The organism is Streptococcus sp. HMSC072D05 (genome assembly GCF_001815805.1).
In the GTDB taxonomy this organism is placed as follows: Bacteria; Bacillota; Bacilli; order Lactobacillales; family Streptococcaceae; genus Streptococcus.
In genome coordinates this window covers 167661-172988 of record NZ_KV822018.1, presented here as the reverse complement: position 1 = coordinate 172988, position 5328 = coordinate 167661, and the positions used below count along the sequence as shown (strand labels likewise).

General features: G+C 41.5%; 6 protein-coding genes. 5 read left to right on the top strand and 1 reads right to left on the bottom strand.

Annotated features, from left to right (window positions below; translation table 11 throughout):
• The 4 genes from HMPREF3057_RS04935 to rfbB all read left to right on the top strand — a co-directional run.
• Positions 1–800: glycosyltransferase (locus HMPREF3057_RS04935; RefSeq protein WP_070696684.1), on the top strand; the 800-nt coding region annotated here is incomplete at its 5' end.
• 71 nt (positions 801–871) lie between these two features.
• Positions 872–1741, top strand: a complete 870-nt coding sequence (gene rfbA / locus HMPREF3057_RS04930) for a glucose-1-phosphate thymidylyltransferase RfbA (RefSeq protein WP_049520851.1) — start codon at positions 872–874, stop codon at positions 1739–1741.
• Positions 1742–2335 (top strand): dTDP-4-dehydrorhamnose 3,5-epimerase family protein, encoded by a 594-nt coding sequence (locus tag HMPREF3057_RS04925; RefSeq protein WP_049520852.1) that lies wholly within the window; start codon positions 1742–1744, stop codon positions 2333–2335. It begins immediately after the preceding gene.
• An 18-nt stretch (positions 2336–2353) separates the two neighbouring features.
• Entirely contained in the window at positions 2354–3400 is a 1047-nt protein-coding gene (rfbB, locus tag HMPREF3057_RS04920) for a dTDP-glucose 4,6-dehydratase (protein WP_070696680.1), read from the top strand.
• A gap of 60 nt (positions 3401–3460) precedes the next feature.
• On the opposite strand, the gene rfbD is transcribed toward rfbB, so the two are convergent.
• Entirely contained in the window at positions 3461–4315 is an 855-nt protein-coding gene (gene rfbD, locus HMPREF3057_RS04915; protein ID WP_049501014.1) for a dTDP-4-dehydrorhamnose reductase, read from the bottom strand.
• Positions 4316–4552: 237 nt separating this feature from the next.
• Here rfbD and HMPREF3057_RS10465 point away from each other — a divergent pair.
• Positions 4553–5328 (top strand): ABC transporter substrate-binding protein (locus HMPREF3057_RS10465; RefSeq protein WP_257370878.1); only part of this gene is annotated, 776 nt, incomplete at its 3' end.

The window sequence follows — 5328 nt, the reverse complement described above, 5'->3', positions numbered from 1 at the left end:
TTTTCATTTCACAACTCATCAAGCAGGCGCAAAAAAGAGGAGTTAAATTCTATCTGTTGATCCATGATATTGAAACCTTGCGTCATGCAGCAGGTTCAGAAGTGAAATTTCGTCATAAAGTGAGAAATTACTTTCAAGAGAAGAAAGCTCTAACGTCAGTGGATGGGATTATCGTTCATAATGATATCATGAAAAATGTTTTAGCCGGTCAAGGATTTCCGTCTGATAAAATGGTAAGCTTGGAGATTTTTGACTATCTGATTCCTAACTTTGAGGTACAAGCTCTTCCTCAAAAAAACCAACCTATTATCGTAGCTGGAAATTTGAACCCTGCAAAGTCAGGTTATCTTTATAATTTACCAGAACAACCAGCCTATAACTTGTATGGGGTGGGCTACGATGAAAGTCGTGCATTGAAAAACACTAGCTACTTTGGTTCCTTTATGCCGGATGACCTCCCAGCTGCTCTTGAAGGTAGTTTTGGTTTGGTATGGGACGGAGACAGCTCAGAAACCTGCCAAGGTTCTTACGGAAACTATCTACGCTTTAACAACTCGCACAAGGCTTCTCTTTATTTGGCTTCGGGCTTTCCTCTGGTGGTTTGGAGAGAGTCTGCCCTTGCGCATTTTGTGCTAGATAAGCAGTGTGGTATAGCGGTTGATTCTCTACATGACCTCCAAAAAGTACTAGATGATTTGACACTTCAAGACTACAAGGAACTTTCAGAACAAGCTAGGAAAGTTGGAGCTGCTCTTCGAGACGGAGCCTATTTAAAAGCTGCCTTATCCAAATTGAAGTAAATTCCTTAGGGAATTTGGGACAAAATGAAATATAATATAGGATAGGTAATTAGCCAGAAAGGAAGCCTATTATGAAAGGTATTATTCTTGCGGGTGGTTCAGGTACCCGACTGTACCCACTTACTCGAGCTGCGTCAAAACAGCTGATGCCAGTTTATGATAAACCCATGATTTACTATCCTTTGTCAACCTTGATGTTGGCAGGGATTAAGGACATTTTGATCATCTCAACACCACAGGATTTACCCCGTTTTAAGGACCTGCTCTTGGATGGTTCCGAATTTGGGATCAAGCTTTCCTATGCGGAACAGCCTAGTCCCGACGGACTTGCTCAGGCTTTTCTTATTGGTGAAGAATTTATCGGTGACGATAGTGTTGCTTTGATCTTGGGGGACAATATCTATCATGGACCTGGTTTGAGCAAAATGCTTCAAAAGGCAGCCAAGAAAGAGAAGGGGGCGACTGTTTTTGGCTACCAAGTGAAGGATCCAGAGCGTTTTGGTGTGGTCGAGTTTGATACAGACATGAATGCTATTTCCATAGAAGAAAAACCGGAGAATCCTCGCTCTAACTATGCAGTGACAGGTCTTTATTTCTATGACAATGACGTTGTGGAGATTGCCAAACAGATAAAACCAAGTGCACGTGGTGAGTTGGAAATCACAGATGTCAACAATGCTTATTTGAAACGTGGAGATCTTTCTGTTGAGGTGATGGGCCGTGGTTTTGCTTGGTTGGATACTGGGACACACGAGAGCTTGTTAGAGGCTTCCCAATATATCGAAACGGTTCAACGAATGCAAAATCTCCAGGTTGCAAATCTGGAAGAAATTGCCTATCGAATGGGTTATATCAGCCGTGAAGATGTACTGGAATTGGCGCAACCTCTTAAGAAGAATGAATACGGACAATACCTGCTCCGTTTGATTGGAGAAATCTAGATGACAGATAATTTTTTCGGCAAAACACTAGCAGTGCGTAAGATTGATGCCATTCCAGGTATGTTAGAGTTTGACATTCCAGTTCATGGAGACAATCGTGGCTGGTTTAAGGAAAATTTTCAGAAAGAAAAGATGCTACCGCTTGGTTTTCCTGAAAGCTTCTTTGTTGAAGGGAAACTGCAAAATAATGTCAGCTTTTCTCGTAAAAATGTTCTTCGAGGCCTTCATGCCGAACCTTGGGACAAGTATATCTCAGTAGCAGACAATGGGAAAGTTCTGGGTTCTTGGGTTGACCTACGTGAAGGTGGGACTTTTGGAAATGTTTATCAGACCGAGATTGATGCAAGTAAGGGAATCTTTGTCCCTCGTGGCGTAGCCAATGGTTTCCAAGTACTCTCGGATACAGTTTCTTATAGCTATCTGGTCAATGACTACTGGGCGCTTGAGCTCAAGCCTAAATATGCCTTTGTCAACTATGCAGACCCAGCTTTGGGCATCCAGTGGGAAAACCTAGCAGAAGCAGAAGTCTCAGAAGCTGATAAACATCATCCCCTACTTAAGGATGTCAAACCACTAAGAAAAGAAGATTTGTAAAAAAGTTAAGGAATAAAAATGACTGAATACAAAAACATCATCGTGACAGGTGGAGCTGGTTTTATCGGTTCTAACTTTGTTCATTATGTTTACAAAAACTTTCCAGATGTTCATGTGACAGTACTGGACAAGCTGACTTATGCTGGTAATCGTGCCAACATTGAAGAAATTTTAGGTGATCGTGTTGAGTTGGTTGTTGGAGATATTGCTGATGCAGCCTTGGTCGATAAGTTAGCTGCTCAAGCAGATGCCGTCGTTCACTATGCGGCAGAAAGCCATAATGACAACTCGCTCAATGATCCTAGTCCATTTATCCATACCAACTTCATTGGGACTTACACTCTTTTGGAAGCAGCTCGTAAATACGACCTTCGTTTCCACCATGTGTCAACTGACGAAGTCTATGGGGACCTGCCTTTGCGTGAAGATTTGCCGGGTCATGGAGAAGGTCCAGGTGAGAAATTTACGGCTGAAACCAAGTATAATCCAAGCTCACCATACTCATCAACCAAGGCAGCTTCAGACTTGATTGTCAAAGCTTGGGTGCGCTCATTTGGTGTTAAAGCGACTATTTCTAACTGTTCAAACAACTATGGTCCTTACCAACATATCGAGAAGTTCATTCCGCGCCAAATTACCAATATCCTGAGTGGTATCAAGCCAAAACTCTATAGTGAAGGTAAAAACGTCCGTGACTGGATTCATACCAATGACCATTCTTCAGGTGTTTGGACGATTCTGACCAAAGGTCAAATTGGTGAAACTTACTTAATTGGTGCGGATGGTGAAAAGAACAATAAGGAAGTGCTGGAACTCATCCTCAAGGAGATGGGGCAACCAGCTGATGCTTATGATCATGTGACGGACCGAGCTGGTCACGACCTTCGTTATGCTATCGACGCTAGCAAGCTTCGTGATGAACTAGGGTGGAAGCCAGAGTTTACCAACTTTGAAGCAGGTCTCAGAGAGACCATCAAGTGGTACACAGACAACCAAGACTGGTGGAAATCTGAAAAAGAAGCCGTCGAGGCTAACTATGCCAAGACGCAACAAGTGATTAACTAAATGCATACTAAAAAGCAAGAGACTTTGAGTTCTCTTGCTTTTTATGTATGTCGTAATCTGTTATTTTCTTACTTCTTGTTTATAAAACTCTTTAAGGGCATCTTGCCAGGTTGGAATGACGAAACCTGTCGCCTTCGCTTTGGCCAAACTCATGGTTGAATTGAGGGGACGTTTGGCCTTTGCAGGAAACTTGCTGGAGTCTACCGGAATCACTTCAACATCACTGTCTTTAAGAATCTCGACAGCGAAGTCATACCAAGTGGTATCTTCAGTGGAGTCATTTGATAAGTGGTAGTAGCCAAATGCTTTTTGATTTTCAGTCAAGTAGGTCATAAACTCAGCCAGGGTACGTGTCCAAGTTGGACGGCCGTGTTGGTCGTTGACAACAGTGAGAGTTTTATGGGTTTTGGCAAGATTTTGCATTGTAAAGACAAAGTTTTTGCCATAATTTCCAAAGACCCAAGCAGTGCGGATGATGTAATACTGTGACGTAAGGGTTTCAACAAGTTCTTCCCCCATTCGCTTGGTACGCCCATATTCTGTCTGCGGATCAGGTAGGTCATCGACTTCCCATTCTTGTCCGACGGGTTTCTTTCCATCAAAGACGTAGTCTGTCGAGATATAGACCAGAGTAGCTCCGTATTTCTCAGAGGCCTTGGCTACATTTTCAGTTCCAGTTACGTTGATGGCAAAATCCAGTTCTTTCCCCTCGTCTTCTGCAGCATCAACAGCAGTGTAGGCTGCACAATGATAGACCAGAGTTGGCTTGACTTCAGCAAATACCTTCTCAACCATTTCAGCATTCGTGATATCCATTTCGGCCACATCAACTGCAACATAGTCTACATTTCGTTCATCTAGTAAATAACGTAGTTCGGTACCGAGTTGACCATTCGCACCTGTAATTAATATCATTGTCTTCTCCTTAACTTTTCTTCTATCTAATCATAGCAAAAAAATGATAAAAAATCTGATTTTCGGTCCTTGTTTTGCTGGTTTAAGATATAAAAATATAGTATTAGAGAATCATAATTTTATAATAGAAAACATATTTTTCAGAATTTACCAAATTAATTCAAAAATTCTGAAAACTTTATTGACATGTTTCTGAAAAGGGACTATAATGGGGTGAAAGTTTTAAAGGAGAAAACAATGAAAAGTTCAAAACTACTTGCCCTTGCGGGTGTGACGTTATTGGCAGCTGCGACTCTTGCTGCCTGCTCTGGATCAAGTTCAAATGCTAAAGGCGAGAAAACATTCTCATACATTTACGAAACGGATCCTGATAACCTAAACTATTTGACAACTGGTAAGGCAGCTACAGCGAATATTACGAGCAACGTTATCGATGGCTTGCTTGAAAATGACCGCTATGGTAACTTTGTACCATCTATGGCTGAGAATTGGTCTGTATCTAAGGATGGATTGACTTACACGTATACACTCCGAAAGGATGCAAAATGGTATACATCTGAAGGTGAGGAGTATGCAGAAGTTAAAGCTCAAGACTTTGTAACTGGTCTTAAGTATGCTGCTGATAAGAAATCAGATGGTCTTTACCTGGTTCAGGAATCTATCAAGGGATTGGATGCTTACGTCAAAGGAGAAATTACAGATTTTTCTCAAGTAGGAATCAAAGCTCTTGATGATTATACCGTTCAATACACATTGAACAAGCCAGAAAGTTTCTGGAATTCTAAGACAACAATGGGTGTTCTGGCTCCTGTTAATGAAGAATTTTTGAACTCTAAAGGGGATGACTTTGCTAAAGGTACGGACCCAAGCAGCATTCTCTATAATGGACCATTCTTACTCAAATCAATCGTAGCCAAATCATCAGTCGAGTTCGAAAAGAATCCAAACTATTGGGACAAAGACAATGTCCATCTTGATAAAGTAAAATTATCCTTCTGGGATGGTCAAGATAC

Coding starts and splice junctions, on each gene's coding strand:
- rfbA (WP_049520851.1), top strand. CDS start 872: ATGAAAGGTATTATTCTTGCGGGTGGTTCAGGTACCCGACTGTACCCA.
- HMPREF3057_RS04925 (WP_049520852.1), top strand. CDS start 1,742: ATGACAGATAATTTTTTCGGCAAAACACTAGCAGTGCGTAAGATTGAT.
- rfbB (WP_070696680.1), top strand. CDS start 2,354: ATGACTGAATACAAAAACATCATCGTGACAGGTGGAGCTGGTTTTATC.
- rfbD (WP_049501014.1), bottom strand. CDS start 4,315: ATGATATTAATTACAGGTGCGAATGGTCAACTCGGTACCGAACTACGT.